24 protein-coding genes are annotated in these 20,239 nt (G+C 64.1%); 11 read left to right on the forward strand and 13 right to left on the reverse strand.

What is annotated here, in order from left to right:
* Positions 1–55 precede the first annotated feature (55 nt).
* From IB279_RS11875 to IB279_RS11915, 9 genes are all read right to left on the reverse strand, one after another.
* Positions 56–1,789, reverse strand: coding sequence for a PAS domain-containing methyl-accepting chemotaxis protein (locus tag IB279_RS11875; protein WP_192339218.1), 1,734 nt, complete (start codon positions 1,787–1,789; stop codon positions 56–58).
* Between the two features lie 117 nt (positions 1,790–1,906).
* On the reverse strand, positions 1,907–2,422 hold the full coding sequence (locus tag IB279_RS11880) for a metal-dependent hydrolase (RefSeq protein WP_060582795.1): 516 nt from the start codon (positions 2,420–2,422) through the stop codon (positions 1,907–1,909).
* Positions 2,423–2,552: 130 nt separating this feature from the next.
* Positions 2,553–2,768, reverse strand: a complete 216-nt coding sequence (locus tag IB279_RS11885) for a hypothetical protein (RefSeq protein WP_060516039.1) — start codon at positions 2,766–2,768, stop codon at positions 2,553–2,555.
* Positions 2,769–2,907: 139 nt separating this feature from the next.
* Positions 2,908–3,822, reverse strand: coding sequence for a 4-hydroxybenzoate octaprenyltransferase (gene ubiA, locus IB279_RS11890; RefSeq protein ID WP_112771021.1), 915 nt, complete (start codon positions 3,820–3,822; stop codon positions 2,908–2,910).
* Positions 3,823–4,228: 406 nt separating this feature from the next.
* Entirely contained in the window at positions 4,229–4,891 is a 663-nt protein-coding gene (locus tag IB279_RS11895) for a peroxiredoxin (protein WP_034793680.1), read from the reverse strand.
* Positions 4,892–5,251: 360 nt separating this feature from the next.
* On the reverse strand, positions 5,252–5,809 hold the full coding sequence (locus IB279_RS11900; protein ID WP_112771022.1) for a thioredoxin: 558 nt from the start codon (positions 5,807–5,809) through the stop codon (positions 5,252–5,254).
* Positions 5,810–5,924: 115 nt separating this feature from the next.
* The gene (locus IB279_RS11905; protein WP_034792973.1) at positions 5,925–6,914 is read right to left on the reverse strand and encodes a threo-3-hydroxy-L-aspartate ammonia-lyase; all 990 of its coding nucleotides are present in this window, start codon (positions 6,912–6,914) and stop codon (positions 5,925–5,927) included.
* Positions 6,915–6,977: 63 nt separating this feature from the next.
* Positions 6,978–7,565, reverse strand: coding sequence for a hypothetical protein (locus tag IB279_RS11910; RefSeq protein WP_127889171.1), 588 nt, complete (start codon positions 7,563–7,565; stop codon positions 6,978–6,980).
* A 128-nt stretch (positions 7,566–7,693) separates the two neighbouring features.
* Entirely contained in the window at positions 7,694–9,223 is a 1,530-nt protein-coding gene (locus tag IB279_RS11915) for a PLP-dependent aminotransferase family protein (protein WP_309142278.1), read from the reverse strand.
* Between the two features lie 75 nt (positions 9,224–9,298).
* Between IB279_RS11915 and IB279_RS11920 the strand changes: the two genes are divergently transcribed.
* The 11 genes from IB279_RS11920 (at position 9,299) to IB279_RS11965 (ending at position 16,710) form a co-directional block, all read left to right on the forward strand.
* Positions 9,299–9,922 (forward strand): FMN-binding negative transcriptional regulator, encoded by a 624-nt coding sequence (locus IB279_RS11920; RefSeq protein WP_192339219.1) that lies wholly within the window; start codon positions 9,299–9,301, stop codon positions 9,920–9,922.
* Between the two features lie 131 nt (positions 9,923–10,053).
* Positions 10,054–10,686, forward strand: a complete 633-nt coding sequence (locus IB279_RS11925) for a LysE family translocator (protein ID WP_192339220.1) — start codon at positions 10,054–10,056, stop codon at positions 10,684–10,686.
* Between the two features lie 133 nt (positions 10,687–10,819).
* Positions 10,820–12,406 (forward strand): acetolactate synthase large subunit, encoded by a 1,587-nt coding sequence (locus IB279_RS11930; RefSeq protein ID WP_192339221.1) that lies wholly within the window; start codon positions 10,820–10,822, stop codon positions 12,404–12,406.
* Positions 12,407–12,690: 284 nt separating this feature from the next.
* Positions 12,691–12,927: a helix-turn-helix domain-containing protein gene (locus IB279_RS11935; protein WP_034792964.1), complete on the forward strand. Its 237-nt coding sequence runs from the start codon at positions 12,691–12,693 to the stop codon at positions 12,925–12,927.
* 546 nt (positions 12,928–13,473) lie between these two features.
* A complete protein-coding gene (locus IB279_RS11940) occupies positions 13,474–13,683 on the forward strand; it encodes a cold-shock protein (RefSeq protein WP_034792962.1) in 210 nt (69 codons plus the stop codon).
* 126 nt (positions 13,684–13,809) lie between these two features.
* Complete coding sequence (locus tag IB279_RS11945) at positions 13,810–14,085, forward strand: hypothetical protein (RefSeq protein ID WP_060605329.1); 276 nt, start codon at positions 13,810–13,812, stop codon at positions 14,083–14,085.
* A gap of 47 nt (positions 14,086–14,132) precedes the next feature.
* Positions 14,133–14,369, forward strand: a complete 237-nt coding sequence (gene rpsU / locus IB279_RS11950; protein ID WP_034792958.1) for a 30S ribosomal protein S21 — start codon at positions 14,133–14,135, stop codon at positions 14,367–14,369.
* Positions 14,370–14,412: 43 nt separating this feature from the next.
* Positions 14,413–14,634 carry a hypothetical protein gene (locus IB279_RS11955; protein WP_060516031.1) on the forward strand — a complete coding sequence of 74 codons (222 nt, stop codon included), beginning with the start codon at positions 14,413–14,415 and terminating at the stop codon, positions 14,632–14,634.
* A 180-nt stretch (positions 14,635–14,814) separates the two neighbouring features.
* Positions 14,815–15,198: a hypothetical protein gene (locus tag IB279_RS11960; protein ID WP_060605332.1), complete on the forward strand. Its 384-nt coding sequence runs from the start codon at positions 14,815–14,817 to the stop codon at positions 15,196–15,198.
* Positions 15,199–15,502: 304 nt separating this feature from the next.
* Positions 15,503–15,625, forward strand: coding sequence for a hypothetical protein (locus IB279_RS37665; protein WP_255380515.1), 123 nt, complete (start codon positions 15,503–15,505; stop codon positions 15,623–15,625).
* A gap of 170 nt (positions 15,626–15,795) precedes the next feature.
* A complete protein-coding gene (locus tag IB279_RS11965) occupies positions 15,796–16,710 on the forward strand; it encodes a pyridoxal-phosphate dependent enzyme (RefSeq protein ID WP_112771027.1) in 915 nt (304 codons plus the stop codon).
* Positions 16,711–16,761: 51 nt separating this feature from the next.
* Here the strand turns inward: IB279_RS11965 and IB279_RS11970 are convergent, their stop codons facing one another.
* From IB279_RS11970 to IB279_RS11985, 4 genes are all read right to left on the reverse strand, one after another.
* Positions 16,762–17,352: a hypothetical protein gene (locus tag IB279_RS11970; protein WP_210338625.1), complete on the reverse strand. Its 591-nt coding sequence runs from the start codon at positions 17,350–17,352 to the stop codon at positions 16,762–16,764.
* Positions 17,353–17,427: 75 nt separating this feature from the next.
* A complete protein-coding gene (locus tag IB279_RS11975; RefSeq protein ID WP_146749517.1) occupies positions 17,428–18,036 on the reverse strand; it encodes a hypothetical protein in 609 nt (202 codons plus the stop codon).
* A gap of 284 nt (positions 18,037–18,320) precedes the next feature.
* Entirely contained in the window at positions 18,321–19,340 is a 1,020-nt protein-coding gene (gene ilvC, locus IB279_RS11980) for a ketol-acid reductoisomerase (RefSeq protein ID WP_034792899.1), read from the reverse strand.
* A 179-nt stretch (positions 19,341–19,519) separates the two neighbouring features.
* The gene (locus IB279_RS11985) at positions 19,520–20,167 is read right to left on the reverse strand and encodes a TetR/AcrR family transcriptional regulator C-terminal domain-containing protein (protein WP_034792897.1); all 648 of its coding nucleotides are present in this window, start codon (positions 20,165–20,167) and stop codon (positions 19,520–19,522) included.
* Positions 20,168–20,239 lie beyond the last annotated feature (72 nt).

Raw genomic sequence — 20,239 nt, forward strand, 5'->3', positions numbered from 1 at the left:
CCGCCCGCCCGCGAACGGCAGGGCATGATCGCCCCGCACGTCCCGCTTTATTCCCTCAGGCGGCCCGCGCGTCGGTCGCGCGGCGACGGTCACCCATGCCGCCCGTTGCCGCTGCCGTGCCCGCCTCGCGCCGCTCGGCACGGCGGTTGAGCTGGAAGCGGTTGACCAGTTCCGTCAGCCGCTGCGCGCCTTCGGCCAGCCGGACGCTGACGTCGGCGGTGCGCTCCACCATGCCCGCATTCTTCTGCGTCATGACGTCGATGTCGTTGACCGCAGCGTTGATTTCGCCGAGGCCCGCCGTCTGCTCGGTCGCAGCCGTCGCGATCGCTGCGATCCGCGTGTCGATCGCCGCGACGAAGTCCTCGATTTCCTTTAGCGCGCTGCCGGTATCGCCGACGAGGCGCACGCCTTCGGCGACTTCGGCGACCGAATTCTGGATCAGCGCCTTGATCTCTTTGGCGGCCTTGGCCGAGCGCTGGGCGAGCTCGCGCACCTCCGAGGCAACGACCGCGAAGCCCTTGCCGGCATCGCCGGCGCGCGCCGCCTCGACACCGGCGTTGAGCGCCAAAAGGTTGGTCTGGAAAGCGATCTCGTCGATCACGCCGATGATCTGGCTGATCTCCTCGGAGGCCGCCTTGATGCGTTGCATCGCCGTCACCGCATCGCGCACGACGCCGGAAGAGCTGTGCGCCGATTGCCGCGCATTCTGCACCAGTGCGCGGGTCTGCTGGGTATTCTCGGTCGAGGTGCGCACCGTCGCCGTCGCCTGTTCCAGCGCCGCCGAGGTCTGCTCCAAGGCTGCCGCCTGCTGGCGCGTGCGGTCGGCAAGATGCTCGGCGGCATCCTTCATCTCGTGGCTGTTGCTGTTGAGGTCACGGGTCTGGCTGAGCACGGCCGACAGCGTTTCCTGGAACATGCCGATCGAGGTGTTGAAGTCGCGCCGAAGGATTTCGAGCTCACCGACGAAGGGCTCGTCCAGCGTCATGCGGATGTTGCACTCGGCTAGGCGGCCGAGCCCGGCGCCGATCTCCTGGACCGCAAGCACGCGGTCGGAAACATCGACGGCGAATTTCACCACCTTCGACACGCGACCGGCATCGTCGAGGATCGGATTGTAGGACGCCTGGATGAAGACCGTCTTGCCACCCTTGCCGATACGCTTGAACTGGTCGGTGACGAAGCGCCCGGCCGCAAGATCGCGCCAGAAGTCGGCATAGGCGGGCGAATGGACATCGTCCGGCTCGCAGAACATGGAATGGTGCCGGCCGACGATCTCGGGAAGCGCGTAGCCCATGGCCGAAAGGAAGTTTTCGTTGGCGGTGATGATCTCGCCCGAAGGCGTGAATTCGATGATCGCCTGGGCCCGCGACAGGGCGTCGATCTTGCCCTGACCGTCGGTGCTCTTTGCCTTCGACGCGGTGATGTCCGTCGCGAACTTCACCACCTTGTAGGGCTTGCGGCCGCGAAACACCGGATTGTAGGAGGCCTCGATCCAGATCTCCCGCCCGCCCTTGCCGATGCGCCGGTACTGCTGGCTGTCATATTCGCCGCGGGCAAGGCGTGCCCAGAAATCGGTATAGGCAGCGGACGCCGCCTCCTCCGGCTGCACGAACATGCGGTGATGCCGGCCGACAATCTCGTGGAGATCGTAACCCATCGCGCGGCAGAAATTCTCGTTGGCGGTCAGGATCGTGCCGGAAAGATCGAATTCGATGATCGCCTGCGACCGGTTGATCGCATCGAGCATGGCTTTGGCATCGGACGAAAAAAGAAACGGCAGGCCAGTCATGAGGGCGGGACCTATAGCTAACAAATCGAAAAGGGATACATGCGAATTGTAGCTATTCGTATGATAAATTTCTTAAGCGATTCTTTTCGCGCCCCTAGAATTGCCCTGTTTTTGCTCTCATGCGGCCTCGGTCCCGATCGTGCGCCGCGCTCTCAAATCGTGCAAAGCGAAATGGCCGGCCAGCAGCCAGATCAAAACTTCGAGCGCAAAGGTCCAGTGCAAGAGGAAGTTCAGGTACCAGGGTTTGTAGACCGCCTGCACATGCACAAGGTTCACCCTGAGATCCACAAAGGGAAAGAACCAGCGGATATCAGCCGCGACAGAATCCATCACCAGATGCAGGAGCACGCTCGAAAGCCCGACACCGACAAGGACGAGCTGTTTGCGCCGCCCGGTGGCGATGAGAACAAGCGCAACCGTCGCCGCCAGCACCAGCCAGAAGATCGGCGTGTGCACCCAGTAGTCGTGATGCGGCGTGCGGCGCTGGTCGATCAGGTAGAAATAGGCGAGATCGAAATCCGGCAGGACGGAACAGACAAGCCCGACACCGAAGATGGCGCGGGCCTGCGACGGGTTGCGGCGCGCAAACGGGCGGCACAGCAGATACCCGGCCGGCAGATGTGCAATGAACAAGCAGGTTTCCTCCCGAAGCGCGGCGATACCCGCGCCCAACGGGCGCAGTCTTTACGCGAACTCCGGAGGATTTGCAACCAAACTTGCCGCTTTGATGGCTTCCGCCCACAGGCATCGCCGCCAGCGAACGTTACCAGTTGCCCGGATCTGCCGTGTGGTCGACGCTCGCGAATTCGTCCGCCTTGTCGCGCTCGAGCGTCAGCCTGGTGATGTTCTTCGCCTCGTCGGTGATGGCGTAGGAAAGCGGCGCCGGCTCGCGGGTCAGATACTGGTACATCAAAAGGGCCGCCTCCTCGGCGCTATCGGCCTCGAATTCCTTGGCGACGCTGACGAAGAACCTTTGCATGGCCTGCCCCTGCCCGTTTGACTGCGCTGAACGCCTGGATATGACATCTGGATATGACATGGAGCGCTCGCGCCGGGCGTCAATGCGTCGCCCGCCTGTCGGCCGTATTCCAGGCGGCAGGCCGGACGCTCGGCGTCCCTCAAAAACTTCCGGCGAGAGCCGCGGCAGCCAGCAGCCCGCCGGTCAGGATATTCGCCAGAAACAGTCGATAGCTGATTTCGGGGCGATCGAGGTCGAAACGCCGGACCTGCCACGCGAGATGGGCCGCGATCACCACCATGCCGATGGCATACAGGCTCGACATGCCGAGCATCCAGCCGCCAACAGACCAGGCGGCCAGCGTCAGGCCGTAGAACAGGGCGATACAGGCCTTGCCGCGAGAGCCGAACAGGATCGCCGTCGACTTGAGACCGAGACGCGTGTCGTCTCGCACATCGACATAGGCGTAGGCCGTATCATAGCCGATCTGCCACGCAACGGCGCCGGCCCACATCAGCACAGCGCCCGCCGGAACATGGCCGGCAACCTGCGACCAGGCCATCAGCATGCCCCAGTTGAAGGCAGCGCCCAAGACCGCTTGCGGCCAATGGGTGAACCTCTTGCAGAAGGGGTAGAGGAACACGAGCGGCACGACGCACACCGCAAGCACACGGGTCGCGGGGCTCAAGAAGACAAGGAGCGAAGCGGCGAGCGCAAGTTGCGCAATCAGGAAGACAACGGCCCGGGACATGCCAATCTCACCATTTGCAAGCGGACGAAACCGCGTGCGCTCGACATGCCCGTCGATATTGCGGTCGGCCATGTCATTGATGGTGGAGCCGGCACTGCGCATCAGAAATGCGCCGAGCGTGAAAACCAGAATATCCCGGATCTCGGGAAGGCCATGCGCCGCCTGGAAAAGCGCCGCCCAACAGGGAAAGAGCGTCAGCCAGATACCGACCGGCCTGTCGAGCCGCGCAAGACGGGTATAGGGCCGCACCGCCCGCGGCAACCGGCGATCCACCCAGTCGCCGCGGTGAATGTCTGTCAGGTCGGGGCGGCTTGCTGCGGTCATGGGGCGGGTCATCCAGTCAGCGTGCGGCGCGCTCCGGCGGCGGCCGCAAACAGCGGCACTATAGGCGCGGGCGTGCTCAGATAAAGGAGGGATTCTGTCGCAGAGGAAGCAGGCTTCCGGCGCGGGGTTCGCCGCTCCGGCAACCATGGGTCGTGGGAATGGAAGCTAAACGGCCTCTCCGCCGCCCCCCAGAGGCGGGGAAAAGGAACCGCGGAAAGCACGCCAACGTCCCTTCTCCCCGCATACGGGGAGAAGGCGCCGGCAGGCGGGTGAGGGTCAGCTCCCTCACCGCGAGATGAGGGGCAGCCCCCTCGTCACGGAATGCGGATAAACCCTCACCACCAGCAACGAAGGACGAACCCGTAGCGCGGGCGCTTCCGCGCCCTGGCGAAATGTCAGCCCCGCCTCAGCCCTTCGGCTGCGGCACGATGCGGATATAGGGCTTCGGCGCGCGCCAGCCCTCCGGATAGACCTTGCGGGCATCCTCATCCGTGACGGAGCCGGCGATGATCACGTCGTCGCCCTGCTGCCAGTTCACCGGCGTTGCCACCTTGTGCTTGGCCGTCAGCTGCAGCGAGTCGATGACACGCAGCACCTCGTCGAAGTTGCGGCCTGTCGTCATCGGATAGATGAGGATCAGCTTGATCTTCTTGTCCGGGCCGACGACGAAGACGTTGCGCACCGTCTGGTTGTCAGCGGGCGTACGCTTGGTCGGATCGCCGGAAACCGGCGCCGGCAGCATGCCGTAGAGCTTCGAGACGGTGTAGTCGACATCGGCGATCATCGGGAAGTTCGGCGCATGGCCCTGTGTCTCCTCGATATCGGCGGCCCAGCCGGCATGGCGGTCGAGCGGATCGACCGAAAGGCCGATGATCTTGACGCCGCGCCGGTCGAATTCCGGCTTGATGCGCGCCATGTAGCCAAGCTCGGTGGTGCAGACGGGCGTAAAGTCCTTCGGGTGCGAAAACAGCACCGCCCAGGAGTCGCCGATCCAGTCGTGAAACCGGATCGTGCCGTCGGTTGTCCCGACCTCGAAGTCCGGTGCGAGGTCATTGATTGCAAGCGTCACGATACCCTCCAGTTGTGTATGCACCGCGCCCATCCGGAGCGGTGGCAGCGCTTAGATTTTTGGCAACGCGGCGTCCGAAAAGGCGCTCAAAAAGCCTGCTGTATTCCTCTGGCTTTTTCCAACACGTGTTTTCCGACGGAAATCGGCCGGAGAGAAATCCATTTAGAAAAACAAAATATTACAGTGGCCTCCGCCCTGTCATTCAGACGCTTGGCGCCGTCGCGCGAGGCTCAGTGTGCCACTTTTGCCGGTTAAGGCAACTGGAAAGACGGGCGTCGCCAACGGCCCGGTCGAGCCCCGGGAAAATGCCCGCAACGGGGGCCCGGCCGCTGCCCGCCGGAAGCGTCCTTGCAACCTTCGTCAGGCGAGCAACTTCGCCGCCCAGGCCGAAACATCATCGCCGCTGCTCACGTCCGGCCGCACGATCCCGTCGATCATGAAGGTCGGGGAGACGTGGATGCCGTTCTGGCGGGCGTACCGGCAATGCCATTTGATCTCCCGATCGAGATCGGGGATCGCAAAGGCCGCCTTCAGTTGCACGCCGCTGTAACCTTCCAGTCGCTCGATGATCATGTTGGGGGTCACGTCCATGTTGGGCCCGCCGGCGTGGTGGGTGAACTCGAACTCCTCCCGATGCGCAGCGACGGCCGCGATGACGGTCTTTGCGGTCTCCTTGCCGCCCGCCAGCGTCGAGGCCGCAAGAATACAGCGAACGACGACGCCGGAATACATGTGCCAGGGCTGCGACTGCAGCCGGATCTTGATGGTGATCCTGTCCGCGCCGGCGCGGGCGAGAAGGGCATCGAGCTTGCCGAATGCCTTGGCCGAGTAAGGATCCGTCGGTTCCAGAAAGACCTCGAAGAGGTGCGGACCGGTGCCCCAGGTAAGTGGATCGGCGTGCCAAGGTGCGTCTGTCATGTGATGTCCCCTTCTTCAAGCCGCCTGATCTGTTCGATGAACGTCGAGAGCCATGCGCCCGGTCTGCAAGGCTTCGACGAAATGGCGGGCACCAGGACGGCGGTCCGGGTAAAGTTCACGTCGCCTGCAGCAGCGCGCCGTACGTCGCCAGATCGACATTGCCGCCGCTCAGGACGATGCCGACGCGCTTGCCGGCGCAGGCAAGCACCCCCTCGAGCACGGCGGCCGCCGCAAGGCAGCCGGTCGGCTCGACCACGATCTTCATGCGCTCGCCGAAGAAACGCATGGTTTCGACCAGCTGTGCGTCGCTCACCGTGACGATGTCGGCGACCGCGCGCTGGATGATCGGAAAATTGTGGGCGCCGATGCTGGGGGTGAGCGCGCCGTCGGCGATCGACTTCGGGATGGCGATTTCGACGATCCGGCCCTGGCGCAGCGACTGCTGGCCGTCATTGCCGGCCTCGGGCTCGACGCCGACGATGGTCGCGCCGGGCGAGCGCTCCCTGGCGGCTAGCGCGGTGCCGCCAAGCAGCCCGCCCCCGCCGAGCGGCGTGACGATCAGGTCGAGCTCACCCACCTCCTCGATCAGCTCAAGAATTGCCGTCCCCTGGCCCGCGATCACGTCCGCATGGTCGAAGGGAGGGATCAGCACGGCGCCGCGCTCGGCCGCCAACCGGGCGCTGATGGCCGAGCGGTCTTCCTTGTAGCGGTCGTAGAACACGACGTCGGCGCCATAGCCGCGCGTTGCCGCCACCTTCATGTCGGGCGCATCGGCGGGCATGACGATCGTCGCTGCGACGCCCTGCAGGCGCGCGGCATAGGCGATCGCCTGGGCATGATTGCCGGAGGAAAAGGCGACGACGCCCTGCCTCGATCCCTTTTCCCTGAGCGCGGCGATGGCGTTATAGGCACCGCGGAACTTGAAGGCGCCGCCGCGCTGGAAGTTTTCCGCCTTGAAGAACAGCCGGGCGCCGGTGGCGGCATCGGCCGTGCGCGAGGTCAGGACCGGCGTTCGGTGCGCGATCCCGGCGATCCGGTTTCGGGCCATCTGCACGTCGTCGAATGTCGGAATGCGCAATGCCTCGTCCGCCGCTGAAACTGCCATCGAGTCTCTCCCCTGAGCCTGCTTTCCGGAGGCTAGTAAAGACCGCCATGCAAGGCAAGGACGTCAGCCGTGTCCCCCGTTTTTGGACGCCTGCCCATCTTGGTGCGGGACCGTGCGGTAATGGTCGACGGCGAAGCTGAAGAGCACCTTGAGCATGAAGAGGCCTGAGACCGCCATCATCGCCGGCGTCAGACCGGGCAGAAGCGGCAGGCCGGCAAGGCCAATCGCTGTGAGCAGCCCGCCGACGAAGGTCTGCGCCTCCCGCCCCGCCAGCCGGTTGACGAGCGCGGCCGCTGCGATCGTATAGGCCCAGACGACAACCGCGGCCGCGATCCCGCTGCCAAGAAGCAGCGCGACGAGGACGATGTGGAAATGGATGGCGATGAATATCCAGCGGTTGCGCGGCCGGGCTGCGTAGAAATCATTGGTCGACGGCGTGAAATTGGCGACGCAGCCGGCGGCGATGTCGAGCACGAGAACAAGCGCCAGCGCCGCCCGCCACCAGGCAAGATCGGCAAGCATCGACCCCGCAGACAGCGCAAAGACGACGGCAACGCCGGCTCCGAACAGGAGTATGGCGGCGAGATAGGCGAGTGGTTGCTCTTCACCGAAAACGTCGTGCAGGTGGGGATGGATGCGAAGAGATCTCATGGAGGTCGCCTGGGCAAACGCGGAATGGCCGCCACTATGAAGGGACGTTGGCCGGGCGCAAGCGGCTAACCGTAACGAGCTGCCGGGATGCCCAGCCGCGCACTGGCTCCGCTCCGCCCGCTCCCGACCTATGACGGCTTCGCCTCCGCCTTCTCGTCGCCCCAGGACCGCAACACCTGCGCAAGTGCTGCCACGCCCTTGCCGATCTCGGCCGCCTCGAGGCTCGCATAGCCCATGACGATGCCGGCCCGGTCCGGCCGATGGCCGGCATCACCTGCCGCATAGAGCGGCGAAACCGGATATAGGCCGACGCCAGCCGCCCGCGCTCGCGCGATCAGCGCGTCTTCCTGCGCCTTTTCCAACTGCTCGAACCAGACGACCACATGCAGGCCGGCATCGGCGCCGGATATGGTCGCCGCGTCGCCGAGCTCCGCCTTGAGCGCCGTCAACAGGGCCTCCCGCCGGCGGCCATTGTTGCGCCGGCTGCGGCGGATGTGGCGCTCATAGGCGCCGCTTGCAATCATCGCCGCCAGTGCTTCCTGCTCGAGGCTCGGCGAATGGCGGTCGATCAGTTGCTTGGCGGCGGCAAAGGTCGGGACAAGCGGCGGCGGCACGACGAGATAGCCGAGCCGGAGCATCGGCGAGAGGCTCTTGGAAATCGTGCCGAGATAAAGCACGTTTTCCGCCTGCCCCATGGTCTGGAGCGGCGGGATCGGCCGGATGTCGTATCGATATTCGCCGTCGTAATCATCTTCGAGCACATAGGCCCCGGTTCGCCTGGACCAGGCCAGAAGCGCCTGCCGCCGCCGGGCCGAAAGCACGCTGCCGAGCGGGAACTGATGCGAGGGCGTGACATAGGCGAGCCTGGCATCCTCCAATTGTTCGAGGATGTCGGTCCTCAGCCCTTCCGCGTCGACCGCGAGGGGAACCACCGCGGCGCCGGCGGCAGCAAAGACCCGGCGCGCCATCACATAGCCCGGATCCTCCATCGCCACCCGGTCGCCAGCATCGACGAGCACGCGCGCCGCAAGGTCCAGCCCCTGCTGCGAGCCGTTGACGACGACGATCTGATCCGGATCGCAACTGAGCCCTCGCGCGCGCCAGAGATAGGCCTGCAGGGCCATGCGCAGGGCAGACGAACCGGCGGGGTGATCATAGGCAAGCCGCGGCCTTCGCCGGCGGAGCGCCGCGTTGACCGACTGCCGCCACGCCTCCTCCGGAAAATCCGCGGCCGACAGGTCGCCGTAACGAAAGTCGGCAATCAGCCGAGCAGAAACCGGCGGCATCCAGATCGGCCCGTCGCAAAGGGCAGCCCCCAGGCGTGACAGGCGAACCGCCGCCGCACCCTTGTCCCGATGCTTCTGGCTCGCTGGACGCCCTGGCGCGGCCACCGAGCCGGGACCCTGCCGGGCCGCAAGCAACGCGACCCGCGAGCGCGCGCCCTGCCGGCTTTCCAGATACCCCTCGGACAGAAGCTGCTCATAGGCGGCCGTCACCGTCGTGCGCGAAACGCCAAGTTCGGCGGCGAGCGCCCGTGTCGACGGCAGCAGCGCCTCGGCGCCATAGGTGCCGTCAAGGACCTGTGCCTTCAGCGCCTCATAGATCCGCCGGGCGGTCCCGACCGTCGCCTCTTCCTTCATCGTCACAAGCTGGCCCACGCATTTATACGGAAACTGGATATTCTTGGCCGTCCAGTTTGCCTCTATGACGGGACGAGCACAAGGAGCGAGATCATGTACACACCGCCTGCCTTCAAGGAAGAAACGCTGAGCGTGTTGCACGACATCATCGAGGCGGCTTCGCTTTCGACCCTCGTCACCGCCACGGCCGATGGGCTGCTTGCGACCCCGCTGCCGCTGCTGCTTGATCGCAACGAGGGGCCGAACGGCACGCTCTACGGCCACGTCGCCCGCGCCAACCCGCAAGGAACGACATCGGTCATCGGCGCGGCTATGGCGACATTCATGGGTCCGGACGCCTATGTCACGCCCTCCTGGTATGCCTCCAAGCGCGAACACGGCAAGGTCGTGCCGACCTGGAACTATGTCGCCGCGCACGCCTATGGCGCGGCCGAATTCTTCACCGACGAGGACCGGCTGCTCGACATCGTCACGCGGCTGACCAACCGGCATGAGGCCAGACGAGCCGAGCCCTGGCAGGTCAGCGACGCGCCCGCCGCCTTCGTCAAGGCGCAGCTTCGCGGCATCATCGGCCTCAGGCTGCCGATCGAGCGTCTCGACGGCAAGCGCAAGATGAGCCAGAACCGCAGTGCCGAGGACCGCACCGGCGTCGCGGCAGGGCTTGCCGCCAGCGCCCGCCGCGAGGATCGCCTCGTCGCTGAGGAAATACCGGTCTGACCACGGACGAACGGACCGCCGGTGGCTGACCCGCCGGCCCGAGCACTTGTGATTTTCCTTCAACTTTCCCGCGCAAGCCCTTACAACGACTCCCGCAAGTGGCCACGCAGCAGCAGACGAGGTATAACCGCATGCCATCGCTCGACATTCTCCTCACCTTCTTCGTCACCACGGCGATCTTCGCCTATATCCCGGGCCCGGCCATGCTCTACGCCGCCGCGCAAACCGTGGCCCGCGGCCGCTCTGCCGGAATGATGGCCTCGCTTGGCATTCATCTCGGCTGTTACGTGCACGTCATTGCCGCGGCTGCCGGCCTTTCGATCCTGTTCCATGCGGTGCCGACGCTGTATCTGGCGGTGAAGCTTGCCGGGGCCGCCTATCTCGTCTGGCTCGGCTTCACGCTGATGCGTACCAAGGCGACGGGCGACGGCAGCCTGCCCCTGACCGAGGCGAAATCGGCGCGCCGCGCCTTCTTCGAGAGCATCACTGTCGAAGTACTGAACCCGAAGACCGCGATCTTCTTCGTCGCCTTCCTGCCGCAGTTCACCGATGCGTCTGCCGCCTTCCCGATCTGGGTGCAGTTCCTGCTGCTCGGCGCCCTCGCCAACCTGATGTTCTCCTCGGCCGATATCGTCTGCGTGATCCTCGCCGGCGCCGTCGTCTCACGGATGCGCCGCTCCGGCAGGGCGCAGCGCCTGATGCAGCGCGCCGGCGGCACAGTGCTGATCGGGCTTGGCGCCCACCTCGCCTGGCAGCGGACCTGATGCCCGTCCGTTGAGCCGGCGCAGCGCTGGCCGATTGGCGCTGGCCGACTGGTGCTGCGCCGGGCGGCTCGCCGGTTGCACCGGCGCAAGTTGCCGCTATCATGGCCCTTGAGGGCCATCGAGGGATACGCGCATGGGAGAAGGCGGCCAGGGATTTCGCACCACCGGCGCGGATGTGCTTGTCGATACGCTGCTTGCAAACGGCGTCGACGTCTGCTTCGCCAATCCCGGCACCTCGGAAATGCACTTCGTCGCGGCACTCGACCGCAAGCCGGAGCTGCGCTGCATCCTCGGCCTCAGCGAAGGCCTCGTGACCGGCGCCGCCGATGGCTATGCGCGCATGGCCGGGCGCCCGGCAGCGACCCTTCTGCACACCGGCCCTGGCCTTTCCAACGGCCTTGCCAACCTGCACAACGCCCGCCGCGCCCGGGCGGCTGTCGTCAACATCGTTGGCGACCACGCCTCCCATCACCTCCCGCTCGACGCACCGCTGACGACCGACATCGAGAGCTTGGCCGCGCCGATGTCGAACTGGGTCCGGCGCGTGAAGGATCCGGCTGATGTCGGTCCCACCGTTGCCGCCGCCGTTCAGGCCGCGCTGACGCCGCCGGGTGTCGCCACCATGATCCTGCCCGCCGACGCCGCCTGGGGAACGCTTGCCCTTGCCACCGCGCCACAAAAGGCGCCCATCGAAGCGCCGCGGCCGGCCAGCGCCGAGACGGTGCGCGAGGTAGCCCGCCTGATACGTTCGAATCCTCAAGGGATCGCCATGGTCGTCAGCGGCGCTGCGGCGCAGGCCGATGGCCTGGCCGTCGCCGGGCGGATCGCGGCTGCGTGCGGCATCCAGCTTTTCAACGAGGTTCTGGTCGCCCACACCCAGCGCGGCCGCGGACGGGTCGCGCCGGCGCGCATCCCCTACCCGATCGACATGGCGCTCGCCACGCTCAAGGACGTCCGCGTTCTCATCCTTGTCGGCGCGCCCGAGCCGGTCGCCTTCTTCGCCTATCCCGGCATGCCGGGCCGGCTGGTGCCGGAGGGCTGCACGGTCGCAACCCTTGCCCGCCATGGCGAAGACCTGAAGGCGACGCTGGAGGCGCTTGGCGACGAACTCGGCGTCAGCCCGACCGGGCCGCTGCCGACGGCAGGCACCCCCACCGACACCGGCGAGCCCTCGGGCCCGCTCACCGAAGACGCGATCGCCGTCATCGTCGCGCACAAGGTGCCGGAGGACGCAATCGTCTGCGACGAAGGGGTCACCTCGGCGCGGCGCTTCTTCGCCCTGTCCGCCTTCTCCGCGCCGCATGACCTCATCATGCAGACCGGCGGCGCGATCGGCGACGGTATCCCGCTTGCGACCGGCGCGGCCATCGCCTGCCCCGATCGGAAAGTGATCTGCCTGCAGGCCGACGGCAGCGCCATGTACAACATTCAAGGCTTGTGGACCCAGGCGCGCGAAAACCTCGACATCGTCACCGTCATCTTCTCCAACCGCACCTATGCCATCCTGCATGCCGAGATGCGCAATGTCGGCGTCGGGGAGATCGGCATCAATGCGCGGCAGATGCTGAACCTCGACAACCCCGCGCTCGACTGGGTGTCGCTTGCCCGCGGCCTTGGCGTCGAAGCCGCCGTTGCCACCTCCTGCGAGGCCTTCGCCGCGCTCTTTTCCGCAGCGCTGTCGCGGCGCGGACCGTTCCTGATCGAGGCGCGCCTGGCGTGAGTTTCGGCGCCGTTTTCGCAGTCCTTGGGACGGCGATTGGCGAGCAGCCGCGGTACCCCGGATCGCCCGAAAAAGGACCGTCCAGCACCCGATAGTCACAGGGTAACATATTGATATAAATAGTATTTTTACAAAGATTCGGGCGCAAACTTGCGCCTGCGGACTTCTCGCTTATATTAGCGACGCCCTAGGTTCGCACTCATCTGCCTTGAGTCGCATTTCAGTTTTGGGCCCCCTTCAACCGGCAGCGTTCTTTGCCGGTGGACCAACGAAGGAGACACTTCATGTCCTTTAAGAAAGACCTAACCAAGGCTCCAGGCGCATCTCTGTCCCGCGTCAAAATCGGAGCCGCCATCAAGCGTTCGCGTGAAACCGCCGGTTATTCGGTTGACGATCTGTCGGTCACGACAGGCCTGACGGAAATTGAAATATCCAAGATCGAGCTCGGCGCCGATACCGATCCCGCCAAGCTGCAGCGCATCGCCGCCGCACTGCAGGTCTCGCCGCAGACCTTCACCTGAAAAGCGGGGGCGGTGCGCGACAGATACGCGTACCGCCGCCTGACCTCCCCTGCCACCGCTGTCTGGCGTGTTTGCTTTACCCCGTAGCCGATTAAAGGACAAAAGCATGCAGGATTTCAAAGTTCTGCAGCGACCTTCGCCCGTCTGACAAGACGCCCGACGCTGTCGGGCGCGATGCGGGAGGCCAAGCCAGACTTCTCCCGACAGCAATCACACAAATGCACGGCCGCCAAAGCGGTCGCGCTGTCGGCTGACCCATGCGCCATATTCAGTCTCCATTGGCAGGGACCGAGCGTTCAATAGAAAGAAAAATAGCGGCACGAAAACCCGCATTTTCAGGCCTTTAACAAGGCTTATACAAGGACGGGAAAATAGATAATTTAATATTTTCATTGAGTTTCAAAAAGTATCGTCTATATATCAACTCATCGAATATTGCTTGTGACCTTTGACACAGCGCTTATGCGCGGCCAGATCTCCTCTCAAATATCGATCACCGCCAGAGAAATATTTTCTGGCAAACTCCACGATTGAAAGGAAATCGTCATGGCTTCGGGCACTGTAAAGTGGTTCAACAGCACCAAGGGCTTCGGCTTTATTCAACCGGATGACGGCAGCACCGACGTGTTTGTCCATATCTCCGCAGTAGAACGCGCTGGTCTGCGCTCGCTCGCCGACGGTCAGAAGGTGACCTTCGACGTCGTCGCCGACCGCAAGTCGGGCAAGAGCTCGGCCGACAATCTGCGCGCCGAATAATTTGTCATTCGCCCTTCTCTGACCACGGATGTACTGGCAGGAAAGGCTTGAATGATGGGAAGAGGTCGGGGAACAACCCGGCCTTTTTGCATCTTTGGCCCCTTCACTTCCGATATGGAGCTCGTCATGAGCCGCACGGCCTGCGAGATCGGCGACAGGGTCAAACTGAGGGCATCCGCCACACAGTCGGCCTTGATCAGCCCCTTCGGCGTCATCGTCGGCCTTTTGCCCACGGAAGATCGCGGCGAGCCCCGCTTTCGCGTACGGGTCGACGGTGAGACATTTGAACGCTCGGTCCTTGCGACCGACATCGAACACGCCGAGACCGCCACACCGGACCCCGCTCAGGCGGAAGCTACCGGCCCCTGGCTCAAGAAACTGAGCGCCAAGCGCGGCAGATAGGCGCATGCGCCTCGCCCGCGCTGCAATCGACAACAGGAGAACATGTTTTGCAGGTACTCGTTAGAGACAACAACATCGACCAGGCTTTGCGCATTCTGAAGAAGAAGATGCAGCGCGAAGGGCTTTTCCGCGAGTTCAAGGCCCGCAGCAGCTATGAAAAGCCGTCGGAAAAGCGCGTGCGGGAAAAGGCGGAAGCCGTCCGACGCCAGCGCAAGCTGGCGCGCAAGAAGCTGCAGCGCGAAGGCCTGCTGCCCAGCCCCAAGAAGGCGGCGCGCACGCGCTGACCCCTCTGGGTCGGCAGCACCCGCCCGTTTCAGGAGACAGGTCATGACGCCCAACGCTAACGCAGCATTCAAGCCGGCCAAGACCTCCGCGAGCGACAAGGCGGCCGCAACCGATCATACGGCGAGAGCCATCGTTGCGGCTGAAAAGATCGCCCGCGACAAGAAGACCGAAAAGCTCAAGGCGCAACGCCTTGAGCGCGCCGCCGCCGAACCGGCCGCGGAGGTGTCCGCAAGCAAGCCGACCCGGAAATCGCGCCGGTCCTGACTGACACAGAAAAACACACACCCTCCTGGCCGCCGGCAACGGGCGTCAACCCTGAGGTCATCCCAGCACGGTCCACCCGAGACGGAAAGACGCTCCGGGGGTAGAGTTCCTGGAAGCGCGCCTTGCGCGCTCGCACGCATGCGCCACGCAAACGACAGTTCCCATCAACAGGAGGGGCCTATGTCATCCGCAGAGCAGCATCCACTGATTCCCTCGGACCTTGCCATGCTCGACGGCGTGCTGCGGCGCGCGGGCTTTCACCAGCATGTCGACCTTGATGACCAGGAAAGCCTCCGTCTTGCCGCTGTCTTTCTGATCGGCAGGTTCCAGGCGGGCGTTACCACTGCCGATGCCCTGCTTTGCGAGCTTCAGGGCCGGAGCGGGCAGCGCACTCCGCGTCAGATTGAAACCGCAAATCTCGAACAGTGGGAGAACGATGGCGGCGCGCCGCAAAGGCGCAGCGCCGTTACCCGCTACACCGGCGCCCGACGCCTCCCCTGGCCGGAGGCCGTGCCGCCCCGGGACCTGGCCTCGTTTGCTCGCAAAGGCCCAAAATCGGGATGAGGCTTGTGTGCTGGAACGCAAAAGGGTGCCGCCAAGGGGATCTTCCTTGTGCCGGACACTTTTGAGGCGCATGGTTTGACGATCGACACGGGCCGACTTGGCTTATCGCGGTGTGAGGGGCTCTCGAGCCGCCATATCCTCCTTTATCGACAGCAGCGCATGCGTGCGTTCGCGCCAAGGCGAGCCGCCGTCTGGCCAATTTCGCGGGCTGGGTAGCCATTGTCGTCACTGCCGAATTGCGGGCACCGCATTTCGCTCGAACGAACGGCGACGAGCCGCCGCTTACTCACGATTGGACGAACCCATGTTCCACACGCTGACACACAGACTTCGCCGATACGACTATACCCTGGCGGCAATCAAGGCGTCGCTCGTCCTGTCCCTGCTCTTCGTCGCGTTCGTGACGCTGAGCGGCCTCTTGTGGTGATGGCCGCCGCAAATCCATGATGTTCCGTGAGATGACACGCAGCCATCCGCGGCGGAGTGCTTCCCCATATTGCGCCGACGTGGCGATCGGGGGCAAATTGCCTCACGATTCTCCCTGAGCTCCGTCACACCGGGGCACCCATCGGCATCGCGCCCGCAACGGAACATCTCATGCCACTTCACCTCGAAACTCCGCTGATCGAATCCCTGCCGCTGGGGCTTGCCTCGGGCCGCTCAATCTTTCTGAAGATGGACGCGCTGCAGCCACCGGGTTCGTTCAAGATCCGCGGCGTCGGCGCTGCCTGCGAGCACCACGCGCGCGCCGGCAAGCGGCGCTTCGTCTCCTCCTCCGGCGGCAATGCCGGCATGGCGGTCGCCTATGCCGGGCGCATGCTTTCGATCCCTGTATCCGTCTTCGTTCCCGAAACGACGACCGAGCGCGCGAAGGGCCTGATCCGCCAGCAGGGCGCCGACGTCATCGTGCACGGCGCCGCCTGGGATGAGGCGAATGCAGCCGCCCTCGCCTCCCTCGATGCCGACACCGCCTTCATCCATCCCTTCGACGACCCGCTGCTGTGGACCGGTCACGCGACGATGATCGACGAGGTCGCGCGATCCGGCCTCGCCTTCGATGCCGTGGTGCTGTCGGTCGGCGGCGGCGGACTGTTTGCAGGCGTTGCCGAGGGGCTCGCGCGCAACGGGCTTGGCCACGTGCCGATCCTTGCCGTCGAGACCGAAGGCACCGCTTCGCTGGCCGCCTCGATGGACGCGGGCTCGCTGACGGAACTCCCCTACGTCAGCGGCATCGCAACGTCGCTCGCCGCCCGCAAGGTCAGCGAGCGCGCCTTCGAGCTGAGCCAGACGCGCCCGGTCGAGAGCGTCGTCGTCAGCGACACGGACGCCGCGCAAGCCTGCATCCGCTTCCTCGACGACCACCGCGTGCTGGTCGAGCCCGCCTGCGGCGCCGCCCTCGCCGTCGCCTACGCCCACGCCGACCGACTGGCGCGCTTCGAGCGCATCCTGATGATCGTCTGCGGCGGTGCGACGACGACGGTCGAAAGGCTGCAGGCCTGGCAGGAATTTTGAACCTCCTGGCCGCCATCGCGGAGACCGTCGACCAAGCCGCTGGCGGCAACCTCAAGAGGTAACGACAGCGTCAATAAATGCCATCAGCATCCGAGGAATCCTGGATGACGCATCGATCAAGAACGACAAGTCGGCGTCGCTTCCCTTGCCGGCCGCGATACGGTCCGCAGCCTCCTTCGCCTCTACCGTGAGCGCCAGTAGCTGCACCAGAAGATCGTTCTGCGTGAGGAGCGGATCGGTAAACAACTGCGTTTGAACCAGCCAGGCGAGCGTCTTGGCGCTGATCTTTTTCGAAAAGCGCTTGTTTTTCGTCAGCAGTGTCAGCGAGTCGATAGCGGTTTTGTAGCTGGAAGCCGCTGATTTCATTGCCTCAAGCAGCTGCTCGTTTCCGCCCGAGACGATCGCCACCAGTGCTTTGCCTACCTGGCAATTGCCTTCCGCAAGGCCGCTGGTCGCTTTCCCGATCTCATTTCCTTCGTCGACCTTCCGCGCTTCCTCCTGGAACTTTTCGCGCTTGAATCCGATCAGGTCAAACTGGTCCTTCACCGGCTCCTCTTTGGCGGCGTCCTGCGTGGCTTCCTGTGCGAGGGCAAACCGAGGATCCGGCAACGCGTTTAAGGTCATAGAGAGCAAGAACGTCACGCAGCACAGCGACCACGCTCTTCTGGAGCTACGAGTCCTCGACATCATTCCTCTCCCTCAAGAAGCTGGACGGAATTACTGGGTGTTTTTCTGACAAATGCTTCGTGTGTCCGCGAGCGGATCGTCGTCGCCTTTATAGAAGTTCTTGTCCTTCAACGGTCCGCAATATCTGTCGATGAACTCCTGCCATCCCTTCACAAAGCCGCCGTCCTCATGGAGGTCGTTGGCGATCACAAATGCGCTGTTGAAATCAAACAATCTGTTTGTCACTTCGCCCGCGGGCGCCGATGCGGTCTCTGTAAGCTTGTTTGCCACCAGAATCTGGACCTCATACCGGTTCTTCGCATCCAGTTGATCGCCTGCCACTTTGGTGGAGCACATCGTCAATCCCGTCGCGAGGCAGGCGGCAACCGCGGATATGGCGGCAGTCACGGTCGCCGCCTTCACATGCCACATGGATGGTTTGGCCTCGGCCAGCTCGGCTTGGGTGGCGCTCAGCTGGGAACGGAGCGGGCCTAGCTGCTTTAGCTCGTCTTCCGCAGCGAACAATTGATCGAGCGTGTCGGCCGCAACCGTTTCGCCTGCCGCGCTCGGCCGGACATCCAGTTTGTACTTGGCAACAAGCGCCCTGACCTCGCCTTCAACGCGAGTTGCCGCGTATTCCCTGATCGGTACGCGTGGCATCTGCCCTGCCCCCAGGATGTAGCAAATCACCCCGCCAAACATATCAGCACTACCGAATATTCACAATTCCTAATTGACTTCTGCTGATTTTGCACGCCGCAGGCAGGAACGGGGCCATGGTGCGCGCGCCCTGCACGTGAACGGCCGTAGCGTCGATGGGCCAAGGATCGTCATGGTCGACTGCCCCAGGAGGCGCAGTCGGCTGCGAGGGGACCCTTGCTTCACCAAACGAAAAAAGCCGGAGCTTGCGCCCCGGCTTTCCTCATTCAACCGTTCGATAAGGCTTAGTTCTTCGCCTTGTCGACCAGCTTGTTCTTGCCGATCCAGGGCATCATGCCGCGGAGCTTGGCGCCGACTTCTTCGATCTGGTGGCTGTCGTTGACGCGGCGGATGCCCTTGAAGCGAGCCGCACCCGACTTGTATTCCTGCATCCACTCGGAGGTGAACTTGCCGGTCTGGATGTCCTTGAGGACGCGCTTCATCTCGGCCTTGGTTTCTTCGGTGATGATGCGCGGACCCGTGACGTATTCGCCCCACTCGGCCGTGTTCGAGATCGAGTAGTTCATGTTGGCGATGCCGCCTTCATAGATCAGGTCGACGATCAGCTTTACTTCGTGCAGGCACTCGAAATAGGCCATTTCCGGGGCGTAGCCGCCTTCGACCAGCGTTTCGAAGCCGGCGCGGATGAGCTCGACGAGACCACCGCACAGAACGACCTGTTCGCCGAAGAGGTCGGTTTCGCACTCTTCCTTGAAGTTGGTCTCGATGATGCCCGAACGGCCGCCGCCGACGCCGCAGGCGTAGGAGAGAGCGAGGTCAAGGGCGTTGCCCGAAGCGTCCTGGTGAACGGCAACGAGGCAGGGAACGCCGCCGCCCTTCTGGTATTCGCCGCGAACCGTGTGGCCCGGGCCCTTCGGCGCGATCATGACGACGTCGAGCGAAGCCTTCGGCTCGATCAGGCCGAAGTGAACGTTGAGGCCGTGGGCGAAAGCGATCGCAGCGCCGTCACGGATGTTGCCGGCGATTTCGGCCTTGTAGATTTCGGCCTGGAGTTCGTCCGGGGTCGCCATCATGATGAGGTCGGCCCACTTGGCGGCTTCTGCTACCGAGAGAACCTGGAGACCGTCGGCCTCGACCTTGGCAGCCGTTGCCGAACCCGGCTTCAGAGCGATGCGGATTTCCTTGGCGCCGGAATCCTTGAGGTTCAGCGCATGGGCGCGGCCCTGGCTGCCGTAGCCGACGATGGCGACCTTCTTCGACTTGATCAGGTTGATATCGGCATCACGATCGTAATAGACGCGCATTGTTGTGGTCCTTCCCGTTGTTTGTCAGTTGCTTCCGCTGCATTACCCGGGAGCTCCGGAGCCCTGCAGCAATTCCTGGTGTCGCAGCGACCTTTGCGCTTCTTTCGAAGCGCGGCGCTGTGACTTTTCTTTGCCGCAGCGACCTTTACGCTTCTTTCGAAGCGCGGCGCTGCGGGCCGTTACCTTTTCGTGCCGTAAAGCGAAAGGAAGGCGGATACCGCCTGCTCCGCCTTGCGGCCAAAACTTTGTCTCATCTCGCCGGCCTCTTCGCCGAGCAGCATCTTCAGATGCCAGTCGGAGACGATCAGCCCATAAAGCGCGCCATAGGCCTCGTCGGCATCGTCGAACGTCAAGAGGCCTGCCTTGCGGCCGGCTTCGAGCAGCGCTGCGGCCCGGCGGCCGATCTGCCGACGCCCGCGTTCCTGCAGCATGTGGCCGAGCTTGGAGCCGTCGCGGCTCGCCTGGCCGATCGCCAGACGGTTGAGCGCCAGCGACACGTCACCGGCGAGAACCTCAAGCAGATCTTTGGCAAAAACGATCAGATGCCGCTGCAGGCTCTCGGCATCGAGCGCGCGGGCGGCAACGTCCTGCGTGCGCACCTTGCTCGCCTGGAAGCCGATCATCGCCGAAATCAGCCCGTCGCGATCGCCGAACCACTTGTAGAGGCTTTCCTTGGAGCAATTGGCAGCACGCGCGATGCCGGCCGTCGTCAGCGCCTTTTCGCCGCCGTCGACGAGAAGTCGCAATGCCTGCTCGAGAACGGCGCCCTGACGTTCCGTCAGCCCCTCCCCGGCATTCGCCTCCCTCATCGCCACAGTCATCTGCACGCTGCCTCGCCCTCGATCAGTACCGTACGGTACGGTTCGCAGTGTTCTAGTGAAGCGTCCCTGACGCGTCAA

It is taken from the genome of Ensifer sp. ENS06 (assembly GCF_014852205.1).
GTDB classification, from domain to species: domain Bacteria; phylum Pseudomonadota; class Alphaproteobacteria; order Rhizobiales; family Rhizobiaceae; genus Ensifer; species Ensifer adhaerens.